Origin of the sequence: Streptomyces sp. NRRL S-87 (assembly GCF_000719335.1) — a bacterium.
In the GTDB taxonomy this organism is placed as follows: domain Bacteria; phylum Actinomycetota; class Actinomycetes; order Streptomycetales; family Streptomycetaceae; genus Streptomyces.
On sequence record NZ_JOGB01000016.1, the window covers coordinates 101,446 to 125,694 of the forward strand.

At 72.7% G+C, this 24,249-nt stretch carries 19 protein-coding genes and 3 pseudogenes; 11 read left to right on the forward strand and 11 right to left on the reverse strand.

Annotated features, from left to right (window positions below; all coding sequences use genetic code 11):
- Nucleotides 1–2 precede the first annotated feature (2 nt).
- Complete coding sequence (locus IF43_RS0112605; RefSeq protein WP_030198537.1) at nt 3–431, forward strand: PPOX class F420-dependent oxidoreductase; 429 nt, start codon at nt 3–5, stop codon at nt 429–431.
- 158 nt (nt 432–589) lie between these two features.
- Here IF43_RS0112605 and IF43_RS0112610 read toward each other — a convergent pair whose 3' ends face one another.
- The 6 genes from IF43_RS0112610 to IF43_RS0112635 all read right to left on the reverse strand — a co-directional run bounded on the left by IF43_RS0112610 (nt 590) and on the right by IF43_RS0112635 (nt 6,766).
- The gene (locus tag IF43_RS0112610) at nt 590–1,225 is read right to left on the reverse strand and encodes a VOC family protein (protein ID WP_030198539.1); all 636 of its coding nucleotides are present in this window, start codon (nt 1,223–1,225) and stop codon (nt 590–592) included.
- A gap of 209 nt (nt 1,226–1,434) precedes the next feature.
- On the reverse strand, nt 1,435–2,055 hold the full coding sequence (locus tag IF43_RS0112615; RefSeq protein WP_030198542.1) for an ATP/GTP-binding protein: 621 nt from the start codon (nt 2,053–2,055) through the stop codon (nt 1,435–1,437).
- On the reverse strand, nt 2,055–2,471 hold the full coding sequence (locus IF43_RS0112620) for a DUF742 domain-containing protein (protein WP_030198544.1): 417 nt from the start codon (nt 2,469–2,471) through the stop codon (nt 2,055–2,057). The genes IF43_RS0112615 and IF43_RS0112620 overlap by 1 nt, the downstream gene beginning before the upstream one ends.
- A 16-nt stretch (nt 2,472–2,487) precedes the next feature.
- Nucleotides 2,488–2,931 (reverse strand): roadblock/LC7 domain-containing protein, encoded by a 444-nt coding sequence (locus IF43_RS0112625; protein WP_030198548.1) that lies wholly within the window; start codon nt 2,929–2,931, stop codon nt 2,488–2,490.
- Nucleotides 2,928–5,783: a nitrate- and nitrite sensing domain-containing protein gene (locus tag IF43_RS0112630; RefSeq protein WP_030198549.1), complete on the reverse strand. Its 2,856-nt coding sequence runs from the start codon at nt 5,781–5,783 to the stop codon at nt 2,928–2,930. Before IF43_RS0112630 ends, IF43_RS0112625 begins: the two co-directional genes overlap by 4 nt.
- A 161-nt stretch (nt 5,784–5,944) precedes the next feature.
- Entirely contained in the window at nt 5,945–6,766 is an 822-nt protein-coding gene (locus tag IF43_RS0112635; RefSeq protein ID WP_051795225.1) for an MHYT domain-containing protein, read from the reverse strand.
- 167 nt (nt 6,767–6,933) lie between these two features.
- Here IF43_RS0112635 and IF43_RS0112640 point away from each other — a divergent pair, with 167 nt between their 5' ends.
- Nucleotides 6,934–7,533 (forward strand): class I SAM-dependent methyltransferase, encoded by a 600-nt coding sequence (locus IF43_RS0112640; protein WP_030198551.1) that lies wholly within the window; start codon nt 6,934–6,936, stop codon nt 7,531–7,533.
- Here the strand turns inward: IF43_RS0112640 and IF43_RS0112645 are convergent.
- The gene (locus IF43_RS0112645; RefSeq protein ID WP_078910109.1) at nt 7,524–8,540 is read right to left on the reverse strand and encodes an oxygenase MpaB family protein; all 1,017 of its coding nucleotides are present in this window, start codon (nt 8,538–8,540) and stop codon (nt 7,524–7,526) included. The two genes, IF43_RS0112640 and IF43_RS0112645, sit on opposite strands and share 10 nt — an antisense overlap.
- Before the next feature lie 234 nt (nt 8,541–8,774).
- Here IF43_RS0112645 and IF43_RS0112650 point away from each other — a divergent pair, with 234 nt between their 5' ends.
- Both IF43_RS0112650 and IF43_RS0112655 read left to right on the forward strand, forming a co-directional pair.
- Complete coding sequence (locus IF43_RS0112650; RefSeq protein WP_037888299.1) at nt 8,775–9,683, forward strand: hypothetical protein; 909 nt, start codon at nt 8,775–8,777, stop codon at nt 9,681–9,683.
- Between the two features lie 176 nt (nt 9,684–9,859).
- Complete coding sequence (locus tag IF43_RS0112655; RefSeq protein WP_030198557.1) at nt 9,860–10,324, forward strand: SAM-dependent methyltransferase; 465 nt, start codon at nt 9,860–9,862, stop codon at nt 10,322–10,324.
- A gap of 127 nt (nt 10,325–10,451) precedes the next feature.
- Here the strand turns inward: IF43_RS0112655 and IF43_RS0112660 are convergent, their stop codons facing one another.
- On the reverse strand, nt 10,452–10,994 hold the full coding sequence (locus tag IF43_RS0112660) for an MOSC domain-containing protein (protein ID WP_030198558.1): 543 nt from the start codon (nt 10,992–10,994) through the stop codon (nt 10,452–10,454).
- Between the two features lie 213 nt (nt 10,995–11,207).
- On the opposite strand from IF43_RS0112660, the gene IF43_RS0112665 reads away from it, so the two are divergent.
- From IF43_RS0112665 to IF43_RS0112680, 3 genes and pseudogenes are all read left to right on the forward strand, one after another.
- A complete protein-coding gene (locus IF43_RS0112665; RefSeq protein ID WP_051795227.1) occupies nt 11,208–12,599 on the forward strand; it encodes a helix-turn-helix domain-containing protein in 1,392 nt (463 codons plus the stop codon).
- A gap of 122 nt (nt 12,600–12,721) precedes the next feature.
- Nucleotides 12,722–14,212 (forward strand): annotated as a pseudogene (locus IF43_RS0112670) (aldehyde dehydrogenase family protein); the annotation flags it as partial.
- A gap of 1,438 nt (nt 14,213–15,650) precedes the next feature.
- The gene (locus IF43_RS0112680; RefSeq protein WP_030198566.1) at nt 15,651–16,307 is read left to right on the forward strand and encodes a class I SAM-dependent methyltransferase; all 657 of its coding nucleotides are present in this window, start codon (nt 15,651–15,653) and stop codon (nt 16,305–16,307) included.
- Between the two features lie 19 nt (nt 16,308–16,326).
- Here the strand turns inward: IF43_RS0112680 and IF43_RS0112685 are convergent, their stop codons facing one another.
- The gene (locus IF43_RS0112685) at nt 16,327–17,493 is read right to left on the reverse strand and encodes a cysteine desulfurase family protein (protein WP_030198568.1); all 1,167 of its coding nucleotides are present in this window, start codon (nt 17,491–17,493) and stop codon (nt 16,327–16,329) included.
- Nucleotides 17,490–18,167, reverse strand: coding sequence for a metalloregulator ArsR/SmtB family transcription factor (locus IF43_RS0112690; RefSeq protein ID WP_030198571.1), 678 nt, complete (start codon nt 18,165–18,167; stop codon nt 17,490–17,492). The genes IF43_RS0112685 and IF43_RS0112690 overlap by 4 nt, the downstream gene beginning before the upstream one ends.
- An 86-nt stretch (nt 18,168–18,253) precedes the next feature.
- Here IF43_RS0112690 and IF43_RS0112695 point away from each other — a divergent pair, with 86 nt between their 5' ends.
- The 4 genes and pseudogenes from IF43_RS0112695 to IF43_RS42635 form a co-directional block, all read left to right on the forward strand.
- Entirely contained in the window at nt 18,254–19,624 is a 1,371-nt protein-coding gene (locus IF43_RS0112695; protein ID WP_030198575.1) for a rhodanese-like domain-containing protein, read from the forward strand.
- The gene (locus IF43_RS0112700) at nt 19,621–20,883 is read left to right on the forward strand and encodes an MFS transporter (RefSeq protein WP_030198576.1); all 1,263 of its coding nucleotides are present in this window, start codon (nt 19,621–19,623) and stop codon (nt 20,881–20,883) included. The genes IF43_RS0112695 and IF43_RS0112700 overlap by 4 nt, the downstream gene beginning before the upstream one ends.
- Nucleotides 20,884–21,104: 221 nt before the next feature.
- Nucleotides 21,105–22,100: a DUF4365 domain-containing protein gene (locus IF43_RS37995; RefSeq protein WP_158939290.1), complete on the forward strand. Its 996-nt coding sequence runs from the start codon at nt 21,105–21,107 to the stop codon at nt 22,098–22,100.
- Nucleotides 22,101–22,924: 824 nt separating this feature from the next.
- Nucleotides 22,925–23,077 (forward strand): annotated as a pseudogene (locus tag IF43_RS42635) (hypothetical protein); the annotation flags it as partial.
- A 19-nt stretch (nt 23,078–23,096) separates the two neighbouring features.
- On the opposite strand, the pseudogene IF43_RS36390 reads toward IF43_RS42635, so the two are convergent.
- Nucleotides 23,097–24,245, reverse strand: a pseudogene (locus IF43_RS36390) (MFS transporter).
- Between the last annotated feature and the right edge of the window lie 4 nt (nt 24,246–24,249).

The window sequence follows — 24,249 nt, forward strand, 5'->3', positions numbered from 1 at the left end:
CCATGGCGAACAGAATGACTCAAGAGGAATGGCGGGAGTTCGTCTCGCACGCGACCCGTACCGGCAAGCTCTCGACCGTCCGCGCGGACGGGAGCCCGCACATCGCCCCTATCTGGTTCCTTCTCGACGGGGACAGCCTCGTCTTCAACACCGGCAAGCACACTGTCAAGGGGCGCAATCTGGCCCGTGACGGCCGGGCCGCCGTCTGCGTGGACGACGACCGGCCCCCCTTCTCCTACGTGCTGCTCCACGGCCGCGCGCAGCTCACCGACGACCCCGTGGAGAAGCTGCATTGGGCCACCCGCATCGCGGCCCGCTACATGGGCGAGGAGCAGGCGGAGGCGTACGGCCGCCGCAACGCGGTGCCGGAGGAGTACCTCGTCCGGCTCCACCTCGACAAGGTCGTCGCCGAACGCGGCATCGCCGACTAGGGTCGCTGTTCCGCTGCTCGCGGATCGGTCGTCGGCGGCGGTTCTGCCAGGTTCCGTCGACGGCCCGTCCGGTCAGCCGTTTTCGGGCGGTCCGGAACGGGCCTCGCTCGTCGGGCAGGTCCCCCTGGGCGTGGGTGCGCGGGGCGGTCGGGCCCTGGTCAGATCGTGACCGGGCCGTTGGCGGTGGCGAACTCGACCGAGACCAGGCCCGGTTCCTCGTCCTCGACCCAGGTGACGTCGATCTGGTCGAGGGGGTGGTCGGCCGGTTCGCCGAGGAATTCGGCGATGGAGGCGGCGTCGCCGGCGATGGAGACCCCGTGGATGGTGGTGGAGGTGCGCGGGTCGGCGCTCGGGCGTTCCTCGATCGGGACCAACCACTGCAGGAAGTAGGGCAGCTGCGGGTCCTCCAGCAGTTCCAGCAGGCCGATCTGCTTCCACCTCAGGTCGAACCCGTCGGGGCGGACACGGTGGCCCTCGGCCGCGGTGCGGCCGAGGCGGGCCTCGACCGGGGCGATGTCGTCGACGGAGACCACCCAACCGAGCCAGCCGCCGCCCTCGGCGGCGCGGCGCGCGACCGCCTGGCCGAAGGGTGCGCGGTCGGCGGCGGGGTGATCGAGTGTGGTGACGACCTCGACGTAGGTGCCGCCGCTCAGCGGGAGAACGAAGTTGCGCGTGCCGAATCGCGGGTGCACGCCCCCGTCGACGAACCCGGCGCCGAGGGCCGATCCGATCCACTGGACGGTCGAGACGAAGCTGTCGCGGGCCACCGCATAGGACACGTGATCAAGTCGCACTGCGCCAGTGTGCCCCGACAACCCGTACAAAGCCCGACGCCACGCCCGACGCCGGGCCCGACGCCGCAGGCCACGTCCGACGCCCCGGCCGCGTCCGCCGTGGCGCCCGCTCCGCCCGCCCCGACTGCCCGACCGCTGCTGGACGCCGCTGGGGGCCCGGCCGAGCGGCCGAGCGCCCGTCCGACCGGACGCCCGGCCCCGGCGATCCGTCAGACCGCGCCGGGCCGGGCCTCCACCGCGTCGAGGAGGCGGGCGGTGTGCACGCGGCCGGCGTACTCCACCAGGCGGATCAGGACCTCCTTGCCCGAGTCCTTGTCGCGGGCGTCGCACAGCACCACCGGCGTGCCCTGCTCCAGGTCGAGGGCCTGGGAGACCTCGTGCGCGCCGTACCTGCGGGCCCCGGGGAAGCAGTTCACGGCCACCACGAACGGGATGCGGCGGTGCTCGAAGTAGTCGACGGCGGGGAAGCAGTCCTCCAACCGCCGCGTGTCGGCGAGCACCACCGCCCCCAGCGCGCCCTGCGACAGCTCGTCCCACAGGAACCAGAACCGGTCCTGCCCCGGCGTCCCGAACAGGTAGAGGGACAACCCGGCGCGGATGGTGATCCGCCCGAAGTCCATGGCCACCGTGGTGGTGCGCTTCTGGTCGACCCCTCCGGTGTCGTCGACCAGTTCACCGGCCTCGCTCAGCTGCTCCTCCGTGCGCAGCGGCCGGATCTCGCTGACCGCGCCCACGAGGGTGGTCTTGCCCACCCCGAAGCCGCCGGCCACGAGGATCTTCAGGGCGAGGGCGGCCAGTTCGCCGCCCGCCGAGCCGTCGTCCTGTCCCATCACAACGCTCGCAATCCTTCGATGACTTCACGCAGAATCCGCTCGTCCGGCAGCCGGGCGGGCGGTACCGGGCGGCTCACCCGTACGTGACCGCCTTCCAGCAGGTCACCCAGCAGCACCCGTACGACGCCCACCGGCAGGTCCGCCTCCGCCGAGAGCTCGGCCACGGACTGGGTCTCGGCCCGGCACAGGGACAGCAGCGCCCGGTGCTCGGGCCCCAGCAGCGACTCGGCCGCCGCGTCGGTACCGCCCGGGTCGACGACGACCAGGGCGATCAGGTCGAAGCGCACCCCGCTCGGTCCCGGTCTGGTGCGCCCGCCGGTCATCGCGTACGGGCGCACCAGGGGCCCGGCGTCGGCGTCGTACCACCGTCCGCCGCCCGCCGGGGGCGCGGCCGCCTCCCGTCCACCCGCCATGGTCAGCCCCGCCCCGTCAGCCCGCGGCCGGCGGGTGCGGGACGAACCGCGGCGGGGTGTAGAGGTGCTCCCCCACCCGCTTCACGAGCCGCGCCATCTCGTACGCGATGAGACCGATGTCGGCGGTGGCGGCGCTGAGCACCGCCAGGCACGAACCGTCCCCCGCGGCGGCGACGAAGAGGAAGCCGTCGTCCATCTCGACCATCGTCTGGCGCACGCCCCCGACCGCGAAGTGCCGGCCGGCGCCCTTGGCCAGGCTGTGGAAGCCGGAGGCCACGGCGGCAAGGTGCTCGGCGTCCTCACGGCTGAGGGCGCTGGAGGCACCCACCGCGAGGCCGTCGTTGGACAGCACCACCGCGTGTCGGACCTCGCGGACCCGGACCACCAGATCGTCCAGCAGCCAGTCCAGCTCGCCGGACCTGCGGGCGGAGTCCCTGTCGACTCTGTGGTGTTCGATCACGAGCGTTCTCCTTCGGTGCCTGCGTGGGTGGCTTCGTCCGCGCCCCGGGCCCAGCCCGCGCGGTAGGCGGCCATGCGGTCGCGGGCCTGCTCGGGGGTGAGGCCGGACGGGTCCTCGGGGGCGCGGGTGCCGGCCGCCGCCTCGGGTGGGGCGACCTCACGCAGCTGGGGGACGAGGCTGGCCTGGCGTACGCGGCGGGGAAGTCCGGTGACGGTGCCGGCGGCGGTACGGGGCGCCGGGGCGGCCGGAACGCGCTGCCGCAGGGCGGTGACGGGGGCCGGCGGCGGGTCCTCGGCGACGGGACGGGACTCCGCGCCCCGGCCCGCAGGCGCTGCCGGCCCGGGTCGGGGAGTCCGGCCCGGCTCCGCGGGCGGGCGTACGGGCTCGGAACCGGCGCCGGACGCGGGCGGCTGCCCACCGCGTAGGGGCTCGTGGCCGCGTACGGGCTCCCCGCCACCGACGGGCGCCGGCTCGGGAACGGAACTCCGGGGTTGTGCCGGGAAGGACCACGGGACGGACCCGTCGATCCCGGGGAGGTCGACGCCGGCACGGTCGCTGCCGACGCGGTCGGTGATGCCGGCGCGGTCGGCGACGCTGGCGCGGTCGGTGGTGCCGACGCGATCGGCGCGGCCGGCTCGGTCGGTGATGCCGGCGCGGTCGGTGCCCGCCGCGCGCGCCGGTACGGGCCGGGCGCCGCGCACCGGGATGCGCAGGTCCGCGGCCTGCTCCGCGCGCTCCTCCGCCCCCCGGGGGCGCTCGGCGGACCCCGCCGGCAGGGCGCCTTGCAGGAGGGCGGTCGGCAGCAGCACGACGGCGGTGGTGCCGCCGTAGGGCGAGGTGCGCAGGTGCACCCGGACGTGGTGGCGGGCGGCCAGCCGGCTGACCACGAACAGCCCGAGCCGGTCGCTGTCGAACAGGTCGAGCGCCTCGGACCGCTCGATCCGCCGGTTGGCCTCGGCCAGCCGTTCCGGGCCCATGCCGAGCCCGCGGTCCTCCACCTCCAGCACGTAGCCGTTGCCCACCGGCTCGCCGCTGACCCGGACCTTGGTGTGCGGGGGCGAGAACTGCGCGGCGTTCTCGATCAGTTCGGCCAGCAGGTGGGTGAGGTCCGCGACGGCCCCGCCGATGACCCCGGCCTCCGGCAGCCCGCGGACCTCGACGCGCGGGTAGTCCTCGATCTCGGAGACCGCGGCCCGGACCACGTTCGTCAGCGGCACGGGCATCCGCCAGGCGCGGCCGGGCGCGGCCCCGGAGAGGATGATCAGGCTCTCCGCGTGGCGGCGCATGCGGGTGGTGAGGTGGTCCAGGCGGAAGAGGTCGCCGAGTTCGTTCGGGTCGTCGGCGCGCCGCTCCATCGAGTCCAGCAGGTTGAGCTGCCGGTGGACGAGCACCTGGCTGCGCCGGGCGAGGTTCACGAACACCCCGGAGACCCCGTTGGCCAGCTCGGCGCGCTCGACGGCGGCGCCGAGGGCCGCCCGGTGCACGGTCGCGAGGGCTTCTCCGACCTGGCCGACCTCGTCCTCGGCGGGCGGACCGGCCGGGGTCTCGGCGGCCACGTCGATCTCCTCGCCGGCACGCAGCCGGTCCATGGCGTGCGGGAGTTTGTGGTGGGCGATCTCCAGGGCGCCGTTGCGCAGCGCGACGAGTTCGACGACCAGGCCGCGGCCGATGCGCACCGAGATGACGAGCGAGGCGGCCACGGCGGCCAGGCCGAGGAGCACGGCCGCGCCCGCCCCGCTGACCAGCCCGCCGACGAGCGGGGTGGTGCGGTCGGCGGCCCGGTCGGTGCGGGCCGAGGCGGCGGTGTCGCGCATCGCGTCCGCCACCGCCCGCCGCGCGGCCTCCCAGCCGGCCGGGACCGCCTGCTTGCCGGTGGCGCCGAGGACCCGGTCCTCCGCGGCGACGAGGCCGGCGTACCCGGCGCTCCCGGCGGCGGTCCGCCAGCGGGCCCGCTGTGCGGCCGGCAGGTCGGGGGCCGCGGAGTCGGTGAGGGCGCGGCGGCCCGCCGCCGCGGCGGCGAAGCGGCGTACGGTCTCGGGCGTGAGGCGGCCGTCGGCGTGCGCGGCGAGCAGCGCGTCCTCGCGCGCGAGCAGTTCGGCGGCGCGGTCGAACTCCAGCAGGACCCGCGCGTCGGCGCCCTGTGCTCCGTCCCGCTGGCCCACGAGCGCCCCCTGGACGGTGAAGGCGGCGTCGACGGCCCCGGAGTAGAGGTCGAGCGCGGCCGCCGCGGTGGTCCTGCGGGCCGTGACGTCGGTGCGCGAGACGGAGAGGGCCTCGGCGCCGGCGACGAAGGCGCGGAGCCGCCGGGCGACCTCGACGGGGTAGTCGCCGGCGTCCGCGACGGTGTTGCGGACGCCCAGGCGCAGGGCCGCGACGGCTGCGTCGGTACGGCGGCCCTGCGCGTCGAGCGCGGCCTCCCGGTCGGCGCCGGGCGCGGCCAGGAAGCGTACGGCGGCGATACGTTCCGCCTGGAGCTCGGCCACCGTCGCGGCGACCGGCCCCCGCACCTCGGTGTCCGCGCGCTGCAGGCGGCTCAGCCGCGCCACGTCGTGGGCCGTGCCGACGGTGGCGAACGCCCACAGGGCCAGCAGGGACACCACCGGCACCATCAGCAGCGAGATGATCTTCGCGCGCACGGTCCGCGGCCGCAGGCTCGGCCAGGGCCGGCCGCCGGGGCGCTCGGGCGACCCGCCGGCCGTTCCCCCCGCGCGTCCGGACCTGGTGGGGTCCGGGCCGGTCCTGTCCTCCGGGCGCTCCTCGGCCGGCGGGCCCGCGTGCGCGCGGCGGCCGCGCGCCGCGGGCGCGGGCAGCGCGGGTGCTCCGGCGTCCGGGGTTCTGCGGGGTGTGCGCATGGGCTCCTCGATCGGGCTGACGGTGCGGGCGGGGGGAGGGGGACGGGAGGGAGACGGAGAAGGTCAGGGCGGACGGCGGACGGGGGTGTCGCGGTCGTCGGCGGGACGGCGCGTGCGGCCCGGCCGTGCGGTGCCGGCCTCGGCGCGGGGCGCGGCGACCGCTACGCCGTCCGTGGCGCTGAACCCGTCCCGACGCCCGGCCCCTGCCCCTGCGCCTGCGCGTGCTCGCCGAGGCGCTGTGCCGAGGCGGAGGCCGCCCGCTCGTCGGCGGTCGGGGACAGGGCGACGAACGCGGAGGTGAGGAAGAGGTAGGAGCCGAGCCCCACGGCCAGCGGGAAGATGAACTGCATGGCGGTGGCCCCGGGGAGGGCCGCGTCGGAGGGGGTGACGCGGACCGCGACGGCCGTCATCCCCGTGTAGTGCATGCTGCTGACCGCGGCGCCCATGACGAGGGAGGCGCCCGCGACGGCGAGCGGGGACCTGATGTTCAGCGCGGCCCAGAGGGCGGCGGTGGCGGCGACGACGGCGATCGCGACGGAGAGGACCACGGTGAGCGGGTCGTACGTGATGTCACCGTGCAGCCGAAGCGCCGCCATCCCGAGGTAGTGCATGCTCGCCACGCCGAGCCCGGTGGTGAGGCCGCCGAGGACGAGGGACCGGCCCCGGTCGCGCCCGTAGCCGACGGCGAACACCCCAGCACCCACCACGACCATGGCGCCGAGGAGGCTGAGGATCGTCAGCGGCACGTTGAAATGGATCTCGGTGCCCGTGACGCTGAAGCCGAGCATCGCGACGAAGTGCATGGTCCAGATGCCGGTGCCGATGGCGGAGGCGGCGGTCAGGAGCCAGTTGCGGCGGGAGCGTCCGGTCGCGGCGAGCGCGTGGACGGTGCAGCGCAGTCCGAGGGCGGCGCCGATGCATGCCATCACGTACGACAGCACGGGTGTCAGCCAGCCGTAGGCGGCGTGGTCCAGGTGTCCCATGGCCCAGGGACGCTAGTCCGGGTGACGGCGCGAACAGGGGGCGCATTTCGAAAGCTGCTGGAATATGACAGGGATACGTTCGCATCCGATCACACGCGGTGCCATCGGATTCACGGAATGTATGGAACCCCCGGAGCGCCGCCGCGCCGGTGCGGGATCATGGGCGCATGAGCGATGACCCGACGCACGTCCAGGAGTTCTTCGGCGCCCGCGCGGCCGACTGGGACGCCCGGTTCCCCGACGACGGCCCCGCGTACGCCGCCGCCGTGGCGGACCTCGGCCTGCGGCCCGGCGACCGGGTCCTGGACGCCGGGTGCGGCACCGGCCGCGCCCTCCCCCCGCTGCGCGCCGCTGTGGGCCGGGACGGCGTGGTGATCGGAGCGGACCTGACGCCGGAGATGCTCGCGGTCGCCGAGCGCGCCGGACGCGGCCGGGACGGGACGCTGGTCCGCACGGACGTGACGCGGCTGCCGCTGCGGGACGGTGCGCTGGACGCCGTGTTCGGCGCCGGCCTCATCTCGCACCTGCCCGAGCCGGCCGGAAACCTGCGGGAGCTGGCCCGGGTCGTGCGCCCCGGCGGGCGGCTGGCGCTGTTCCACCCGGTCGGGCGGGCCGCGCTGGCCGCCCGCCACGGCCGCCGGCTGACCCCGGACGACCTGCGGGCGGAGGGGAACCTCGGTCCGCTGCTCGCCGGCTCGGGGTGGCGACTGGAGTCCTACACGGACGAGGACGACCGCTTCCTGGCCCTGGCGGTACGTCAGGGCTGAGGCGCGTCCTCCGCCGCACGGGGGTCGCCGGTGGTGGTCTCGGCGGGGGAGGTCGCGCCGTCGGTGGCGGTGGCGGTGCCGTCCGCGACGGTAGCGGCGCCGGCCGCGGCGGTGGCGGTGCCGGCCTCCCGTACGTGCGGGACCGGGCAGCCGCGCAGACCCGGCACCGGGTGGGTGCCGAGCTCGGCCACGTCGTAGCCGTTCGGGTAGCCCTTGATCTCCGGATTCTGCCGTGCGTAGTGCGGGGCGGTCCGCGGCGGGAGCAGCCGCACCGCCCGGCCGCGCAGCCGCAGCGCGCCCCGGACGGCGGAGCGCAGGGCCGGGTGCGGGTCCTCGTACCGGAAGGCGCGCAGCAGCGGCTCGTCGAGGAGCGCCAGGCCGGCGGACCGCAGCGCGGGGGCGAGTGCGGCCGGGTACCACGAAGCCATGAGGTCCAGCGTGGCGTCGGCGACCCTCCGGCCGCCCTCGTCCCAACCGAAGTGCTCCGCCTCGTAGGCGTCGAGGAGGCGCTCGAACTCCTCGTACGAGCCCGGAACGTCCTTGATGCCCATGTGGCGCCCGAGCGTGGCGTAGTACGCGGCCGAGGCGCGCATCTCGTGCCGGGACAGCGGGCGCCAGCCGTACGCGTCGAGCCACCGCTTGGGAATCACCACGAACGTGCACAGGACGTACCGCATGTCCTCGTTGCTGATGTCGTAGCCGCGGTGCATCTGGTTGATGCGGCGCAGCGCGGTGCGGCCCTGCTCGGCCTCGAAGCCGTGCTCCACGACCGCGTCGAGCAGCAGGGCCGTGTCGTCGTAGCGCTTCTGCGCACGGTCGGTGAACTCGGCGGTCTCGGCGAGCAGCCGGCCGATGGCGGGGACGGCGTACGTCCGGTACAGCGCGAGCTCCAGGGCCCGGGTGAAGTCCCACGGGAACTCGTACGTCGCGGTGAGCCGGTAGATCGCGAGGAAGTCCTTCTCGGGGTCCAGCCGGAGGATCTCCTTGAGCCGGTCGTAGCGCTTCACCGAGTGGTCCCCTTCTGTAGTGGAGGGCCAACTCTACGTGCGGGGACACCTTTTGGGGCCGGGCCGGCGGGCGCACCGCCGGACCGGGCCGACCCCGTCGGACCAGCGGCGGAAATCGACACCCGCGCGCTCTCGACGCCGAGGTTACCGACTGGTTAGGGTGCGCCGACGAACACGCGACAGGAGGGACACGTGGCCGGTACCCACGAGGGCGCCGCGCAGCCGCGGGGCGACGTGCGCGAGGACCCCGCCGAGCCCGCCGGGGAGGACACCGGCGGCTCGCTCTACGTGCTGTCCGCCGTGCTGCTCACGCCGGCGCAGTTCCCGAGCGTGCTGGGCGACGACTACGTCGAGGCCTGTGCGATGCTCGGCCTCACGCCGTACGCGGAGGGCTACGGACTGGTCCTCGGCCAGGACGGGGACGGCGCCCGCTGGACGGTGATCGTCGACGACGTCTCGCTGGTCGCGGTGGCCATCGCCTCCTGGGACTGCGGTATGGAATACGACCTGTCGCCGGACGAGCGGACCATCGTGTCCTCCCTCGCGGGCTGGCCGATCGCGCTGGCGGTGGCGGCGCCCGGGCTGCCCGATCCGCACGATCCCGAGCAGGGCGCGGACGGCACGAACCGGGTGCCGCTGGCACCGCCCGCCTCGGACGCGTGGGGGCCGGCGCAGCGACGGCAGGGGGCCGACGAGATCGCGGTGCAGTGGAACGCCTGGCGCGCGCAGTTCGACCTGCCGACGGAGGAGGACGCGGCCGAGGCCGAAACCACCGGGGACGACGCTCCCGGGGACGACGCTCCCGGGACCGGGACCGGGGCCGGGGCCGGGGCCGAGGGTGACGCCGCGCCGGGCGACGGGCCGCGGTACGGCCACGACGGTGTCCGGCGGGTGCTGGACGAGCTGCGTGCGTACACCGAGACGCCCCCGCCGCCGGGCCGGATCCGGTCCTCCTTCGGCACCGAGGAGGCGCGCACGCTGCGCGTGGACGGGCCGGGCTGGTCGCTGGTGGCCCGGACCGACGACATCGCCTTCGTCCTGCTCGACGACGAGCCGGGCGGCGTGGTCCCGATCGGCCGCGGGGCCGAACTGCCCGGGCTGCTGGCGGCGTTGGACGAGATCGCGGTCCGCCCCTCGTCCTGAGCGGCGTACGGACAGCTCGCGCGCCGATCCGGGGAAACGGTTCGCCGCAGACCGGGACAGGAGTGCCGCCGGCCCTGCATGATCACGGGGACAGGCTGCCGCGGGCGCGGCCCGGCGGGTGCGTGCGCGCACTCCGCCCGCGCCCGCCGGACAGCACGGACGGCGGAAGGCGCGACATGACGCAGGTGCAGTGCGAGGCGGTGGCCACGGTCGTCGGCGGCCGGACCGACGTGGTGGACGACGACTGGGACCGCGAGTCGGCGGTGATCAGGTTCGACGGCGACCGCTTCGGTCCGGAGGCCCTCTTCGGGCTGGCGGACTTCTCCCACATCGAGGTCGTCTACCACTTCGACCGGGTCGACGCGGACCGGACCGAGAGCGGCGCCCGGCGGCCGCGCGGGAACCCGGACTGGCCGCTGGTCGGCATCTTCGCCCAGCGGGGCAAGAACCGCCCGAACCGGCTGGGCGTCTCCCGCTGCCGCGTGCTCGAGGTCGACGGACTGGACGTCCACGTGACCGGTCTCGACGCCGTCGCGGGCACGCCCGTACTGGACGTCAAGCCGTACATGGCGGAGTTCGGCCCGCGCGGCGAGGTCCGGCAGCCGGAGTGGTCGCACGAGCTGATGCGGGACTACTACTGACGGCGGGCGGGGTGGGCGGGCCGTGCCGCCGGTGAGCCGGCCGTGCGGGCGGTGAGCCGGCCGTGCGCGCGGTGAGCCGGCCGTGCGGGCCGCGGCGGGCGTTCCGCGCCGCGGCCCGGGGGCGGGGTCAGACCCGGTCGAGCGGGACGTGCGGCCCCTCGGGGGCCTCGACCACGATCGCGTCGCCGGGGCGGACCGTGCCGCCCCTGCGCACCACGCCCATGATCCCGGCCTTGCGCACCAGCGCGCCGCTCTCGTCGCGCCCCACGACCCGCTTGAGCAGCCCGGCCCGGAACGCGTCGATCTGCAGACACGGGTTGCGCAGCCCCGTCACCTCGACCACCGCCTCGTCGCCGAGGTGCAGCAGCGTGCCGGCGGACAGGCCGAGCAGGTCGATGCCGGAGGTGGTGACGTTCTCCCCCAGGTCGCCGGCACGCACCTCGAAGCCGGCCGCGCCGACCTCCGCGAAGAGCTCCTCGTGGATGAGGTGCACCTGTCGCAGGTTCGGCTGGGTGGGGTCCTGCGCCACGCGCGAGCGGTGCTTGACGGTGACCCCCGCGTGCACGTCGCCCGCCACACCCAGGCCCTCGAGCAGGGTGATGCTCTCGCGGTTCGGCTTGGTGAACGAGTACTCCGCATTGCTGCTGACGGCCGTGACGGCTCCACTCATCGTTTCGGTTCCTCCCCTGTAGCGGTGTCTGTCCGGTCCTGCTCGCCCCGCGTCCGACCCTAACCGGTGACCGGATCCGGACGGCGGCCCGCCCCGCGCCCGGTCCCCGTCGGCCGACGGCCTCCTTGCCCGGCCGCTCCGGCGGTACGACGATGAGGGCGCCCGGGGCCCGCCCGCCCGGCCTGCCCCAACCCCCTTTCCGAGGAGGCCGAGTTGAGCGATCCGTGGGTGGCACTGCCGAGCGGGGCGGATCCGGCGGAGCGCACGCGGGCGCTGCGGCGCGCCCATGCCGCCTTCGCCGCGGACGGCCGGGTGGTGCCGTCGGTACGGGCCGTGGTGGCGGAGTCGTGGCGGCGCAGCGCCCGGGCGCGGGTGAGTCCGGAGTGTGCGCCCCGGGTGGAGCTCCCGGACCGCGACCTGGCCGACTACCGGGCGGCCCACCCCCTCGCACGGGTGATGCCGGTGGTCCGGGAGCTGGTGGGGACGGTCGCGGCGGACGGCGAGCACCTCCTCGCCGTGTGCGACGCGGGCGGGCGGCTGCTGTGGGTGGAGGGCCACGGCGGCACGCGGCGGCGGGCGGAGGCGCTGGGGTTCGTACCCGGGGCCCGGTGGGCGGAGTCGGTGATGGGCACGAACGCCCCCGGCACGGCCACGGCCCTGGACCGGCCCGTGCAGGTCTTCGGGGCGGAGCACTTCAGCCGCCGGGTGCACCCGTGGACCTGCGCGGCGGCGCCCCTGCACGATCCGCACAGCGGGCGGCTGCTCGGGGCGGTGGACATCACCGGCGGGGACGGCCTTGCCCATCCGCATTCCCTGGCGTTCGTGCAGGCCGTGGCCCGGGCGGCCGAGGCGCAGCTCGCGCTGCTGCCGGCCGAAGCCGTTCCGGGCGCGGCGGGCACCTCCCTGGGCGCGGCGTCCGTGGGGGTGCTGCGCGTCCTCGGGCGGGACGAGGCGGAGTGGCGGCCGGGAGCCGCCGCGGGCGACGGGGGTGGCGGGGGCGGTGCGGGCGGCCGGACGGGGGCGGGCCTTCGGCTGAGCCGCCGCCACAGCGAGATCATGCTGCTGCTCGCGCGCCATCCGCAGGGGCTGGGCGGGGACGAGCTGCTGGTGGCCCTGTACGAGGACGAGGATGTCTCCCCCGTCACCCTGCGCGCGGAACTGTCGCGGCTGCGCGCCCTGTTGGGGCCCGACACACTGCTCTCCCGCCCGTACCGCCTGGCGGGTGCGGTCGAGACGGACTACGGGTGGGTGGCCGAGCGGCTGGCCCTGGGCGCCGTGTCCGCGGCCGTGCGCGGGTACCCGGGCCCGCTGCTGCCCGGTTCCGCGGCTCCCGAGATCACCCGGCTGCGGCGCCGGCTGGCCGACGAGCTCCGCGCGGCGCTGATCGCCCGCGGCGACGCGGGGCTGCTCGGCGAGTGGGCGTACAGCCCGTGGGGCGAGGACGATCCGGAGGTGTGGCGGGCGCTGGCGCGGACCCTGCCCGCGGAGCGGCGCGCGCCGGCCCTGGCCCGCGTACGGACCCTCGACGCGGACCTCGGCCTGGCCGGCGTACCGCACCGCCCGCCCGGCCGGCTCGACGCGCGGAGGGTGCCGTCGAGCCCCTGACCTGTGGCGCAACCTCCCTGCAACCCCCGCCCGCCTAGCCTCCCGACCGCTGCCGCCACCGGCGGCGACGCCCACCTGCACGACCGACACGACCGAACCGGCAGGACCAGGGAGGACCACGGATGACCCGCTACGCAGCACCCGGCACCGAGGGCGCGCTCGTCACCTACGAGCCCCGCTACGACCACTGGATCGGCGGGGCGTACGTACCTCCCGCGCGCGGCCAGTACTTCGAGAACCCCTCCCCCGTCAACGGCCGGCCCTTCACCGAGGTGGCGCGCGGCACGGCCGAGGACGTCGAGCGCGCCCTGGACGCCGCGCACGCCGCCGCCCCCGCCTGGGGCCGGACCCCGGCCGCCGAACGGGCCGCGGTCCTGCTGCGCATCGCGGACCGCATGGAGCAGAACCTCGAACGCCTCGCGGTGGCCGAGACCTGGGAGAACGGCAAGCCGGTGCGCGAGACGCTGGCCGCCGACATCCCGCTCGCCGTCGACCACTTCCGCTACTTCGCCGGCGCGCTGCGCGCGCAGGAGGGCGCGCTGAGCGAGGTGGACGAGGACACCGTCGCGTACCACTTCCACGAGCCGCTGGGCGTCGTCGGGCAGATCATCCCGTGGAACTTCCCGATCCTGATGGCGGTGTGGAAGCTGGCGCCGGCGCTGGCCGCGGGCAACGCGGTCGTCCTCAAGCCGGCCGAGCAGACCCCGGCCTCGGTGCACTACTGGATGGGCCTGATCGCCGACCTGCTGCCGCCGGGGGTCGTCAACATCGTCAACGGCTTCGGGGAGGAGGCCGGCAAACCGCTCGCCTCCAGCCCGCGGGTCGCCAAGATCGCCTTCACGGGCGAGACCGCCACCGGCCGCCTGATCATGGGGTACGCGGCCGAGCACCTCAAGCCGGTGACCCTCGAACTCGGCGGCAAGAGCCCGAACATCTTCTTCGGCGACGTCTGGGCGGTCGACGACGACCTGCGCGACAAGGCGCTCGAAGGCTTCACGATGTTCGCCCTCAACCAGGGCGAGGTGTGCACCTGCCCCTCGCGCGCGCTGATCGAGCGCGGCCGGTACGGGGACTTCCTCGACGCCGCCGTGGCCCGCACCGAGCTGATCACCCCGGGGCACCCGCTGGACACGGACACGATGATCGGCGCCCAGGCGTCGGCCGAGCAGCTGAAGAAGATCCTCTCCTACCTGGAGATCGGCCAGAAGGAGGGCGCGAAGATCCTCACCGGCGGGCAGCGCATCGAGCACGACGGCGAGCTGGCCGGCGGCTACTACGTCCAGCCCACCATCTTCGAGGGCGACAACCGCATGAGGATCTTCCAGGAGGAGATCTTCGGGCCGGTCGTGTCGGTCACGTCCTTCAACGGCTTCGACGACGCCATCCGCATCGCCAACGACACGGCGTACGGGCTCGGCGCGGGCGTGTGGACCCGCGACATCAACACCGCCTACCGCGCCGGCCGAGCCATCCAGGCCGGCCGGGTCTGGACGAACTGCTACCACGCCTACCCCGCCCACGCCGCCTTCGGCGGCTACAAGCAGTCCGGCATCGGCCGCGAGACCCACAAGATGATGCTGGACCACTACCAGCAGACGAAGAACCTGCTGGTCAGCAGCATCCGGACGAGCAAGCTCGTGGCCGCCGAAGCGGTAGATGTCGTAGCCCATGAGGCGGAGCCGCCGGTCCTCGGCGACCATCTCCGAGTAGAGCCTGGGCGACGCCTTCCCGGTTGCGTCGGCGTAGTGCTGGACGCCATCGACCTCGATGACGATGCGCGACCGGTCCGGGGTGAGGAGGAGGAAGTCCATGCGCTGCCGCGCGAGGGCCGTGCTGTGGCCTGGAGTCCTGCGCGTGTACGGGTCGTAGTGGAGGTAGACCTGCGGTATGAGGGCGGGGAGTTCATCTCCGCCCTCTGTGCCGTAGCGTGCACAGTAGGTACGGAACAGGAGCCGCTCAGGCTCCGAGTCCAGTGACGCGGCGAGCCTCGCGTACAGCGCGTGCGCAGTGCGACGGTCGTTCGGGTCTGTCTGCTGCCGGTCGGCCCACCATGTGACCATCTCACCCCACGTGAGGCCATACGGCGACAAAGGATCAGTGAACACCAGGCAGTTGTCGGCGTTCGAGACGATCTCCACATCGTTGTTGACCGCATCACGCAAGACGATCTTGGGTTTCGGGCCATCCGCTGCGAAGATGAGGTTCTTGAACCGGCCGGTCGGCCCCTTCTTGAACTGGGCTTCGTACTCAGCCTCCTCCAACTGCTCCAGGGCGTCCCGGGCCGGCCCCAGCAGGCTCTCCACACACTCGCGCCGGGCGGCCCACCCGCCGCCGCCAGACATCCCATTGCGGCGCCAGTAGTCGCCAAACGATGAGAAGTTGCGGAACGGCAGCCGTGGAGGATCCATTCCCAGGCGTTCCAGAACGGCCCTGTGTGCCTTGATCGCAAGCATCACGGACTCGTCGTCCAGGCGCTGACCACCGCCCGTCCCGCAGGCGGTGAAGTCCTCGTGGAGGAGCCTGGTGAGGGCCAGTCCCACCTCCAGGTCCGGCCGATCGGCGAGGGGCCCCCGCCGCAGCTCCTCCACCAGCTGCACGTCGAGCGTCGAGGAACCTTGTCCGCCGAACCAGCCACCGGGGCGGCTCTCGAAGAAGTCCTCTGGATCCATCCATGCCCCCTGTCCCGTGCCCGCCTCTCGCTCATGCTCGCACCTGCCACTGACTACGAGCCCCCGCCTGCCCAGCCAACCTGGTACTAGGATTCCCGGACCGGGCAGTGCGTGTGAGTATCCGTTCGGCAGAGACCCTCTCGGCAGTCCGTAAATCCGCATGGGCCGTGCGGGGCAGCGGAAGGGGAATCGGCATGGAGTGGATGGCGACGGGGGCCAGGAGTGCCGTCGCTGGACGTCTTCATCGATCTCCCCGACGTAGATCTCCGCAGCCTTCCTGCCCGGCGACGACAAGGCCCGCGTCGTATACACCAGCGGGACCGCCGCGGAGGACTTCGCCCTCGACCTGCCGCTGGCCGCGAAGAACACGGGGCTCCACCGCATGAGCGAGGTACTGGCCGAGGCACAGCAGCGGCACTGGCAGGACACCTACACCACCCACCCCGGCATGTACGGCGAACAGCCGTCCGAGCCCGCCGTGCATGCCGCGGCGCTGTTCCGCACGGCCGGGGCTGGCGACGTGCTCGAACTCGGCGCCGGCCACGGCCGGGACGCCCTGTACTTCGCGCGCCAGGGGCTGACCGTGCAGGCGGCCGACTTCAGTGCCACCGGCCTCGCCCAGCTCAGGGCAGCCGCCCGCGACCTGGGCGTCGACGATCGGCTGTCCTGCTCCGTCCACGACGTACGCGAACCCCTGCCGCTACCCGACGACTCCGTGGACGCGGTCTTCGCTCACATGCTCCTCTGCATGGCGCTGTCCACCCGCGAGATCCACACCCCGGTCGGCGAGATCCGCCGGGTCCTGCGACCTGGCGGCACCTTCGTCTACACCGTCCGCCACACCGGCGACGCCCATTACGGCACCGGCATCGCCCACGGCGACGACATCCACGAACACGGCGGATTCGCCGTTCACTTCTTCCCGCGCCACCTGGTCGACACCCTCGCTCAGGGCTGGAGCCTCGAGGAGGTCCATCCCTTCGAAGAGGGCGACCTGCCCCGTCGGCTCTGGCGTGTCACCCAGACCCTGCCGCACTGACCCGTCCGGGCAGCGCGGATCACCGGCCCGCGGCCGCCGCGACCAGCAGCGTGGCCGCCGTCTCGACCTCGGTCTGCGTGGTCCACCGACCCAGCGACAGCCGAATTGCCCCGAGTGCCCGGTCGGCGCCCAGGCCCATGGCGGTCAGGACCGGCGAAGGTGTGTGGGCCCCGCTGTGGCAGGCCGAGCCGGTGGAGGCCACGATCTCGAGAACGGCGGCGAGCAATTCGTGGCCGAGGACGCCGCCGATGCTGACGTTGAGCGTGTTGGGCAGGCGCCCCTTCTCCGGCCCGTTGAGGTGGACTCGGCCCGGAAGAGCGGCCGTGAGCCGGCGATGAAGGTCGTCGCGCAGGGCCGCGAGCCTGGCTGCGGCTCCGTCGGCCAGTTCGGCGGCGGCCAGTTCGGCCGCAGCCCCGAGGGCAACGGCAAGGGCCACGTTCTCCGTTCCGGCGCGCAAGCCGTGCTCCTGCCCGCCGCCGTAGACGACCGGCTCCAGCCGCACGCCGTCGCGTACGTAGAGTGCGGCCGCGCCCTTGGGGGCGTACATCTTGTGCCCGACGACGGTGAGCAGGTCCGCCCCCAAGGCCTGGACGTCGAGGGGGATCTTGCCCACTGCCTGGGCGGCGTCGCAGTGGAAGAGTGCGCCCCGCGCGTGGGCGAGGGCGGCGAGTTCGGTGACAGGCTGGAGGGCTCCGGTCTCGTTGTTGGCGGCCATGACCGAAACGAGGACCGTGCCGTCGGTGAGCGCCTCCGCCAGGTCGGCCGGTGCCACGAGGCCCGTGCGGTCCACGGACAGCACCGTGATCCGCGCACCGTGCAGGCGTTGCAGGGCGCGGCAGGTTTCGAGTACCGCGGGGTGCTCGGTGGCCTGGGTGATCACGTGCGGGTGGGGGCGGCCGGAGGCGAGGACCGCGCCGCGCAGGGCGAGCAAGTCGGCCTCCGAGCCGGAGCCGGTGAAGACGACCTCCTCGGGCTGGCCGCCGATGAGGGCGGCGACCTGCGCGCGGGCATCAGCGAGGGCGCGTCGGGGTTCGGCTGCGTAGGGGTGGCTGCTGGAGGGGTTGCCGAAGAAGCGGGTCAGGTGCGGTGCCATCGCCTCCGCGACCCGCGGGTCCACGGGGGTGGTGGCGTTGTAGTCCAGGTAGACCGGGCCTTCGGCGAGGCCGGGGTGGGGCGGGAGGGTCATTCCTCGGCTCCTGCGGTGACGGGGAGGTCGGCGAGACGCCATTCGAGCATGCCGTCGCTGAGCCGGACCGCCTTTCGGCCCCGGTCGCCGAGGAGGCGTACGGCGTCGTGGGCCATGACGCAGTACTCGCCCCGGCAGTAGGCCACGACCTCGACCCCGTCAGGGAGTTCGCCGATGCGGTCGGCGAGTTCGGCGACGGGGATGGAGATGGCGCCCGGGATGTGGCCGGCTGCGTACTCCTCGGCCGGGCGTACGTCGAGGACGACCACGTCGCCTGCCTCGACGCGGGCGAGGAGCTGCTCGCGGGTGACCTCGGGGCCGGGCTCGTCGCCGAGGTAGGCGGTGCGGGCGGGCTCGACCTTCGCCTGGTGGGCGTGGGCGACACGGCGCAGCAGGGCGTACAGGGCGGCGACGTCCTCCCCGGCGAGCCGGTAGTGGATGCGTACGCCGTCGCGGCGGGTGGCGACCAGGCCGGCTTGCTTGAGGGTCTGGAGGTGGGCGGAGGCGGTGGTCAGGTTCAGCCCGGCGGCCTTGGCCAGGGCATCGACGGTGCGCTCGCCCTGGGCGAGGAGATCAAGCAGCTCCAGTCTCTTTCCGCTGGCCAGGGCCTTGCCTGTGGCGGCGAAGGCGTCGTAGAGCGCGGCCTTGGCTGGGCTGGTAGCGGTGTCCGACATTGCTTCCTCCAAAGATCTAAGGATTATTGTAATTGAGCGAGGCGGAGTCTGCCGCCGCATGCTCGTCATAGGTGAAAGGGCACGTCATGAGCTTCACAGATGATCACCTGATACCCCTGGTCGACCAGGGGCTGGGCAACAGCGCCTACCTCGTCGACCTGGGGGACGGACGGGCCCTCGCGGTGGACGCGAGCCGGGACCTCCGGGCCCTGAAGGCGGCGGCCGCCCGGCGCGGGCTGAGGGTGGCGTTCGCCGCCGACACCCATCTGCACGCCGACTTCCTCTCCGGCGCGGTGCAGCTCGCCCACGACGACGGTGCCCGGGTACTGGCCTCGGCCACCGGAGACCGCACGTTCCCCCACATCCCTCTGGGCGACGGGGACGAGACGGACCTGGGCGGCCTGACGCTCCGGGCCCTGGCCACCCCAGGCCACACCGACGAGCACCTGTCCTTCCTGCTCCTGGACGGCGACCGGGAACTCGGTGTCTTCACCGGCGGCTCGATGATCGTGAACTCCGCCGCCCGCACCGACCTCCTCGGCGCCGACCGCACCGAAGAACTCGCCCGCGCCCAGTACCGCTCGCTCCGGCGCCTGGCCGAGCTCCCGGACCACACCGCCGTCTGGCCCACCCACGGCGTCGGCTCCTTCTGCTCCGCCGTACAGGGCGACGAGCGCACCTCCACCATCGGCGCGCAGAAGCAGACCAACCCGCTGCTCGCCGCCGGTGACGAGGATGCCTTCGTCCGGCACCTCGTGGCAGGCCTGGGCACCTACCCGGACTACTTCGACCGGCTCGCGGAGGCCAACCGTCGCGGGCCCGGCGTCCTGACCGCCGCCCCGCTGCTGCCCGCCCTCGACGCCGGGCAGGTCAGGGCCCTCCTGGCCGACGGCGGTCACGTGGTCGACGTACGCCCGGCGGCCGACTACGCGGCCGGCCACATCCCGGAATCCCTGTCCATCCCGCTGCGCGGACAGTTCGCGACCTGGCTGGGCTGGCTCCTGCCCGACACCGCCCCCGTCGCCTTCGTCGTGAACGACGACCAGGACCTCGCCGAGATCGTCTGGCAGGCGTACAAGATCGGCTACGAGCGGCTCGCCGGCCGCCTCGCCGGTGGCATGGCCGCCTGGCTGGCAGTCGGCAACACCCAGTCCACCACTGCGTTCGTCAAGGCCGACCAGGCTGCCGACCGTCCCTACCTCGATGTACGGCAGGACGCGGAGTTCGCCGCCGGGCACGTCCCCGGCTCCGTACACATCGAGCTCGGGGGCCTGAGCCTCGCCGCCCTCGACGCGCCCAAAGGTGCGGTCGTGGCCTGCGGCCACGGCGAGCGGGCGATGACCGCCGCCAGCCTCCTCGAACGAGCCGGTCATGCCGACGTCGCCGTCCTCGACGGCGGGCCCGCCGACTACGCGGCAGCCCACGGACAGCAGCTCGCCCAGGACGGAAACCCGTGAACGCTCCGACCGCCGCACCCACCAATGCGGCCGAGCGCCCCGTGCGCCTCGGCCTCCGAGAGAACTGGCTCCAGTTCACCCTGCTGGTCATCGTCAACATCTGCGTCGGCGGCCTCGTCGGCCTGGAACGCACCACCGTCCCGCTGATCGGCACCGAGACCTTCGGCATCACCAGCGACCTGGCCGTCTTCTCCTTCATCATCGCCTTCGGCACCACCAAGGCACTGACCAACCTCGCCGCCGGCGCGCTGACCGCCCGCTTCCGCCGCAAGCAACTCCTGATCACCGGCTGGCTGATCGGCATACCCGTCCCCTTCGCCCTCGCCTGGGCACCGTCCTGGGGCTGGATCGTCGCCGCCAACGTCCTCCTCGGCCTCAACCAGGGCCTGACCTGGTCGATGACCGTCAACATGAAGATCGACCTCGTCGGCCCCGCCCGTCGTGGACTGGCCACCGGCCTCAACGAGGCCGCCGGCTACACGGCGGTCGGCGTCACCGCCCTCCTCACCGGCTACCTCGCCACCACCCACGGCCTGCGCCCGGTCCCCGAACTCATCGGCGTCGTCTTCGTCGCCGCCGGCCTCGCCCTCTCCCTCGTCGTACGCGACACCGCCGCCCACGTCGCCCTCGAACTCGCCCACCACGCCAAACCCCTGCCCACCGGCCTGAAGGCCACCTTCGCCCGCACCTCCTGGCACAACCGATCGCTGCGCGGCGCCAGCCAGGCCGGCCTGGTCAACAACCTCAACGACGGCCTCACCTGGGGCGTCTTCCCCCTCCTCTTCACCGACCACGGACTCGGACTCGCCGCCGTAGGCCTCATCAAGGGCCTCTACCCAATACTCTGGGGCCTCGGCCAGATCCCCACCGGCCACCTCGCCGACCGCATCGGCCGCAAACCCCTCATCGTCACCGGCATGCTCGTCCAATCCGTCGGCTTCGTCCTCGCCCTCGCCCTCCTGGACCGACCCCTACTCGCCGGAGTCCTCTCCGCGGTCTTCCTCGGCCTGGGCACCGCCATGGTCTACCCGGCCCTGATCGCCTCCGTCTCCGACCACGCCCACCCCGCCTGGCGGGCCAACGCCCTTGGTACCTACCGCTTCTGGCGCGACATCGGCTACGCCGCCGGAGCCCTCGTCGCCGGCCTCCTCGCCGACGCCTTCGGGCTCAACGCCACCGTGATTGCGGCCGCGGTACTCACCGCCTGCTCCGGACTCCTCGCAGCCCGCTGGATCACCGAGAACACCGCCCCTCGCTGACCCTGCACGTGGAGGCTCCCCTGCAGCCAGGATCCCGCTCGCGTTCACCGGGAGTCAGCCTGTCCCGGAGGCCGGCAAGCCGAAACCGCGCCCCGGCATCACCGTCGGCCGTCTTCCACGCGGTTTCCGCTCTCATGCCAGACGTCGGCAGACCATCCGATCCGGCTCTCGCTGTCAGCGCCTGCCCGTATCCTGACGGTTGCCTATTTCGAGGGGGGACGGTGTCAACTGTTCGTTCGAGCCGCAGGATTGAAAGGGCTGGCGTTAACGCCCTGCGCACACTGCTTGAGGACCACGATCACATCGTCCAGGAGATCGACGGAGGGAATGATCATGGCGAAGACATGATCATCAACTTCACGCGCGGCGGTAAACGAACAGGCTACTGGATCGCCATCCAAGTCAAGAGCGGCAAGAAGTACAAGCGGGCCAACGGATATGCGATCCCAGTCGAAGATCACTTCGATGATTGGCGACAGAGCCGCATCCCCATCGTGGGCGTCGTGTACGACATGAAGAAAAAGGAACTATTCTGGGTCAATCTCACCGAGCAGTTACGACTTACCGAGGAGAGCCCCGGCTGGATCCAAGTGCCAAATGCCTCACGGCTGGACGCTGACTCCGTACACGACTTTTGCCTGCAGATCTCAACCTACGCCGGCGGCGCACGGATGCGAATTCGATCCGAGAGCGAGGAAGACGCGTTCGCTGAAGCCGTGCGCGCCAGGCAGGGACTCGACCCCGAAACAGCGCCGAACCCGCTATACGAAGGCCTTGCCGATTTTGCCCTTCGCTACGAAGATCGACTGCGGGTCATCGCGAAGGACTGGCTGCGCTCCATCCCTTTGCAAATCTTGGCCCTGATCATGATTTGGGAGTGGCCCCGGCAAATCCGTTTCGTCGAGGGATCCTCGGATGTGTACCCGATCCCATGGGTGGTCAGCCTCTACTCCTTCATCGCCCTCATGGCCTTGACCATCTTCTTTGAATTCAGGGCAGGCAGGATACCGAGAGAGACCGGCAGCTGGCTCACGCTAATTGTGAGCAACTTCCTATGGATTCCCATCATGGACCCTGACGGTGATCGAGGCTGGTGGGGAACGACGTGGATCATCGCCGGAATCATCGTCCCCTCGATCGGGGTCAAATTTCTATTCATTAGCTTTGTTAGGTTCGCCCGCGACCGCAAAAAGAAGCTACTTGAAGCCAATGTGTAGAGCGGTGGAGGCTTGCGAAGCGCATTGAACTGTGGCGGGTCACCGTACGCATCCCGAGCATTCAAGTGAGCAGGGTCACACGTTTGCGCGGCCGTCGATATTCGCACGTCTCCAGGCATCGAACGTCAATTCCAGGGCTCAACGAGGCTGCTGACCCAGAGGAAGGCGGCGGCTGCACTACGAGGGACGAAGCCGACGGGACAAACTATCAATTTAGCCACTCGAGGCCCACGTCAACTGTCGTCACAGGGAACTCCTAGCTGAACCCGCTGGGGGCCGTCTCAGCCTCCATTGCGCGTGGTGCGCCGGAGTACGATGGCCCGGAGGCCAACGATCGCCGATGGGACGCACCGTCAAGTCCCGCGTGATCCCACGACGTTGGCGTAGCGGGCGTCTTGGAGCGCCCGCGCAGGTGGCAGGGCGGCTCAGGTCTGGACGGTGCTGTCGCCGTGCTCGAGCTGGGACCTGCCGAGACCGTTCGACGCGCGGTGGCGACGCCTCTGACACCCGTCGTCCGGCTTGGGCGAAGTTCGAGCCTCAACCCAGACCAAGCGCGACTTCATGGAGCCCTGCTCGTGTCGTCTGGGACGACAAACTGGACGTCCAGGTCTGGGTCACTGCGAGCGCCCTGTCAACAGCGGCGGCAGCGTATGCGCAGGCCGGCGTAGAGCTGTGCGGACAACCGATGAAGACCGGCGCGACGGCGTCACGACAAGCGGACGGGCCGGTTGACCAGTCAGAACCTAGTCGTCATCACCTTCGGTCAGGTGCTCCATGATCCGCTCCGCGGTCGCCTCAGGGAGGGTCGGAGCCCGTTGCAACCAGTGATCAAGCCACTCGGCATCCGTCATCATGCCTGGTCAGCTACCTCTCGTATCTACGGACTTTCATCAAACTCCGCACACGCCGCCTTCGGCGGCTACAAGCAGTCCGGCATCGGCCGCGAGACCCACAAGATGATGCTGGACCACTACCAGCAGACGAAGAACCTGCTGGTCAGCACAGCGCCGGGTAACCGCCCAAGGGTCCGGCCAGGACTGCGCCGGCGAAGGGGGCGAGGGCTGCTGCGGCATGGGATGGCGCTCCGAGGAGTCCGGAGAGGCGGCCGTAGTGGGTGGTTCCCCAGCGGTCGGTGACCGCGGTGGCCTGGAGGAGGGTGAGGTTGCCTCGGATGCCCCCGGCGAGGACGGACACGGCCACGAGTACGGGATAGGGGCCGGCCACGGTGGCGAGGGTGGCGGTGGTGAGGGCGCCGAGTGCGATCAGACTGATGGTGCGGGCCGTGACGCCGAGGCGGCGGGCGAGGGTTGCGTACAGGGTTCGGCCGAGGGTCTGCCCCGCGCCGCCGAGGCCGAGGGCCCACGCCGCCTGGGTGGTGGTGTAGCCGCGTTCGAGGAAGAGGGGGACGAGGCCGATGACGACGGCGTACATCGCGAAGGCGGACAGCGTGAAGGTGATGGCCGACATCCAGAACGGCCGGCTGCGCACGACGCGTTCATGGCCGCCGGCGACGTGCGGCGGGCTCGGAGGAGCCGCGGGCCAGGGGGCCTTGAGGGCGAGGGCGTGGGTCGGAACCGTTATGGCCGCGAGGATGCCTGCGAGTACTGCGTAGGTGGCTCGCCAGGTCATGTGGGCGGCGAGGGCGGCGGTCAGGGGCGCGAAGACGGTGGAGGCGAGTCCGCCGGCGAGGGTGACGATGGTGAGGGCGCGGACGTGGTCGGGGGCCCACCAGCGGGTGAGGGCGGCGAAGGCGGCCTGGTAGAAGGTGGCGGCCATCGACGCCCCGGCGAGCACCCACCCGGCAGTGAAGACAGCGAGGTTGGGGGCGGCGGCCACGACGAGGAGGCTCGCGGGGCCGAGGACGGACTTGGCCGTCATGACGGCGTGCGGGCCGCGGTGGTCCAGGACGCGGCCGACGTAGATGCCAGCGATGGCGGAGACGATGAGGGCTGCGGAGAAGGCGGCGGTGGTCGCTCCCGCGGGCCATCCGGTGTTCTTCGTGATGGTGGGGTTGAGGACGGGGAAGGCCTAGTAGAGGACGCCCCAGCTGGTGATCTGCGTGGCGCAGAGGGCGGGCAGGACGGCGCGTGGCCGCGACCGGACCCCCGTCCCGGTCGCGGCCACGTCGGCCTTGGTGTTGGTCATGCGG

What these genes read in the sequence shown, in the direction of transcription:
- IF43_RS0112605 (WP_030198537.1), top strand. Translation starts at nt 3, where the DNA reads ATGGCGAACAGAATGACTCAAGAGGAATGGCGGGAGTTCGTCTCGCAC.
- IF43_RS0112615 (WP_030198542.1), bottom strand. Translation starts at nt 2,055, where the DNA reads ATGGGACAGGACGACGGCTCGGCGGGCGGCGAACTGGCCGCCCTCGCC.
- IF43_RS0112620 (WP_030198544.1), bottom strand. Translation starts at nt 2,471, where the DNA reads ATGGCGGGTGGACGGGAGGCGGCCGCGCCCCCGGCGGGCGGCGGACGG.
- IF43_RS0112630 (WP_030198549.1), bottom strand. Translation starts at nt 5,783, where the DNA reads ATGCGCACACCCCGCAGAACCCCGGACGCCGGAGCACCCGCGCTGCCC.
- IF43_RS0112635 (WP_051795225.1), bottom strand. Translation starts at nt 6,766, where the DNA reads ATGGGACACCTGGACCACGCCGCCTACGGCTGGCTGACACCCGTGCTG.
- IF43_RS0112640 (WP_030198551.1), top strand. Translation starts at nt 6,934, where the DNA reads ATGAGCGATGACCCGACGCACGTCCAGGAGTTCTTCGGCGCCCGCGCG.
- IF43_RS0112655 (WP_030198557.1), top strand. Translation starts at nt 9,860, where the DNA reads ATGACGCAGGTGCAGTGCGAGGCGGTGGCCACGGTCGTCGGCGGCCGG.
- IF43_RS0112660 (WP_030198558.1), bottom strand. Translation starts at nt 10,994, where the DNA reads ATGAGTGGAGCCGTCACGGCCGTCAGCAGCAATGCGGAGTACTCGTTC.
- IF43_RS0112680 (WP_030198566.1), top strand. Translation starts at nt 15,651, where the DNA reads ATGAGCGAGGTACTGGCCGAGGCACAGCAGCGGCACTGGCAGGACACC.
- IF43_RS0112685 (WP_030198568.1), bottom strand. Translation starts at nt 17,493, where the DNA reads ATGACCCTCCCGCCCCACCCCGGCCTCGCCGAAGGCCCGGTCTACCTG.
- IF43_RS0112690 (WP_030198571.1), bottom strand. Translation starts at nt 18,167, where the DNA reads ATGTCGGACACCGCTACCAGCCCAGCCAAGGCCGCGCTCTACGACGCC.
- IF43_RS0112695 (WP_030198575.1), top strand. Translation starts at nt 18,254, where the DNA reads ATGAGCTTCACAGATGATCACCTGATACCCCTGGTCGACCAGGGGCTG.